Origin of the sequence: Rhizobium sp. SEMIA 4085 (assembly GCF_013004495.1) — a bacterium.
Taxonomy (GTDB): Bacteria; Pseudomonadota; Alphaproteobacteria; order Rhizobiales; family Rhizobiaceae; genus Rhizobium; species Rhizobium gallicum.
Window position 1 is genome coordinate 1 of sequence record NZ_JABEPH010000592.1, and the last position, 2221, is coordinate 2221.

At 59.9% G+C, this 2221-nt stretch carries 3 protein-coding genes; 2 read left to right on the plus strand and 1 reads right to left on the minus strand.

Going from position 1 to position 2221, the window contains the following annotated elements:
* The coding region (locus C9413_RS31390) for an ABC transporter permease (protein ID WP_170251437.1) at positions 1 to 1090 on the plus strand (1090 nt) is incomplete at its 5' end.
* Positions 1087 to 1764, plus strand: coding sequence for an ABC transporter ATP-binding protein (locus C9413_RS31395; protein ID WP_040115529.1), 678 nt, complete (start codon positions 1087 to 1089; stop codon positions 1762 to 1764). The genes C9413_RS31390 and C9413_RS31395, both read left to right, overlap by 4 nt.
* Positions 1765 to 2118: 354 nt before the next feature.
* Here C9413_RS31395 and C9413_RS31400 read toward each other — a convergent pair whose 3' ends face one another.
* A complete protein-coding gene (locus C9413_RS31400; protein ID WP_348648822.1) occupies positions 2119 to 2211 on the minus strand; it encodes a BA14K family protein in 93 nt (30 codons plus the stop codon).
* Positions 2212 to 2221 lie beyond the last annotated feature (10 nt).

The following is a 2221-nucleotide window of genomic DNA, read 5'->3' on the forward strand; positions in this document are numbered from 1 at the left end:
GATCGATACAATGCCGCATGTCGAGATCAATGACGAGCAGCGAACGGCGCGACGGCAGCCTGCCGAAACCGCATACCATACGACGCAGATCTTCGGACTGAGGCCGCGGGAGGACCGCCGCGGCATCATCAATCCGACTGCCGCGCGCTCCTGGCTCGAGGCATGGATACCCGGCCGGCTTGCACCAGACCTGAAACTGCAGGGTGTCATTCGTTACTCCAGCCGCGAGGTCGGAGCATCGGTGATCGGCATCGACCCGGTCGCCGAGCGCAGCGTTTCGCCTATCATCGGCGATTTCGTGGAGGGAAGTTTCGGAGCCCTTGCGGCAGGCGGGAACAATATCGTGATCGGCGATACGATGGCAAAACGCCTCGGCGCCGGACTGAACGATACAGTTGCCGCGGTTTCGTCCGAGGGACTCACGCGCAATTTCAAGATCGTTGGCCTTTTTCATACCGGCACGACCGCCCGCGATGAGGGCGAAGCTTATGTACTGCTGAAGAACGCGCAGATCCTGAGCGCGCGCACCAACGCCATCAATGAGATCCGCATCAAACTTGCCAATCCCGACGACGCACCGGTGGTGGCGCGCCGGATCGAGGCCGAACTCGGCTACAGGGCCGAGGCTTGGCAAGAGGCCAATGAATCGCTCCTCGAAGCGCTCGTGATCCGCAATGTCATCATGTACACCGTTGTCGCAGCAATCATGCTGGTCGCTGGATTTGGCATCTATAATATTATCTCGACGATTACGCATGAAAAGGCGCGCGACATCGCCATCATGAAGTCGCTCGGTTTTGCCGAGGCGGACATGCGGCGCCTGTTTCTGCTCGAAGGTGTCGCCATCGGGGCCGGCGGTTCGGCGCTCGGTTGGCTGCTTGGCTTCGCGCTCGTCTATGCCTTGTCCCTGGTGCGCTTCGAACTTGCCGCGACAGGCCAGGAAATGACACGCCTGCCGATTGCCTGGAGCATTCTGCATTACCTGATCGCCTCAGGTTTCGCGCTCAGTTCGGCGGCTTTTGCCGGCTATCTCCCGGCTAGGCGTGCTGCAGGCCTTAATCCGGTGGATATCATAAGGGGTGCGACGTGAGCGCCTTGATTGAAGCGAATAACCTCACACGCATCCTGACGGAAACCGTCCCGGTAACGCTGGTCGAGGATGTGTCTTTGACGATCGGTGAGCGGGAATTCGTTGCAATCACTGGACCTTCCGGTTCCGGCAAGTCTTCGCTGCTCTATCTGTTGGGGCTGCTGGACGAGCCGACGAGCGGCAGGCTTTCGATTGGTGGCAGAGATACCGATCCGATGGACCAAAGGGAACGCGCCGAAACCCGCCTCTCTATGCTGGGCTTCGTCTTCCAGTTCCATTTTCTCCTGCCAGAATTCACGGCGCGGCAGAACGTCGAGATTCCGATGCGCAAGCTTGGTCGTTTGAGCCGGTCGGCCATGCAGGCGCGGGCTGAAGAACTCTTGGCATCGCTCGGCCTTGCCGGCCATATCGATAAGAGGCCAGATCAGCTATCCGGCGGTCAACGCCAGCGGGTCGCTGTTGCACGTTCGCTTGCGAATGATCCACCCATCCTGCTTGCTGACGAGCCGACGGGAAGCCTCGACAGTCAAAATTCCGAGCAAGTCTTTTCGATCCTCGAAGGGCTCGTGCGCGAACGCGGCAAGACGGTTATCGCCGTCACCCATGATCTCGATATGGCGGCCCGTATGGGGCGGCGCATTCATCTCATGGACGGCAAAATCGCCGATCCTTGAGATCGCGGTGCGAGCGGATGCATTGGCCAGCCAGCGGCAGCGACGGCCTTCGCGATGAAGCCCAGTCATTGTTCGTCACGGCCTGTTCGATCTAAGGGCGATCATGCGGGCCGACGCCGGTCGAACGAGGTATGCGATTAGACCAAGTACCAAGATCGCCGAAATTGCCCCTCAGGCGGTCGCCACCCCCCAGTGCCCGTAACCGACGCTTGAAGGGGCGATGCGGTGGCAAAGCGGAAAGCCTCGAAGGCGGGAGATATTGTTGCCAGACCCCTCGTTCCTGCATTTGTGCTTCGCGCTGCCGGGTTTCTGCGGTTTCCCATCTTCGTCGCGGCGACTAACATTCGGGTTGGGCTATTTCTCGCAAAGACGCCGAGCGCCATAATAGGGTTGGTAGGTACAGTCGGAAGCGCGGAACGAACGATAACTGCGCGAGCAGGCGGTGATGTTGCAGGAC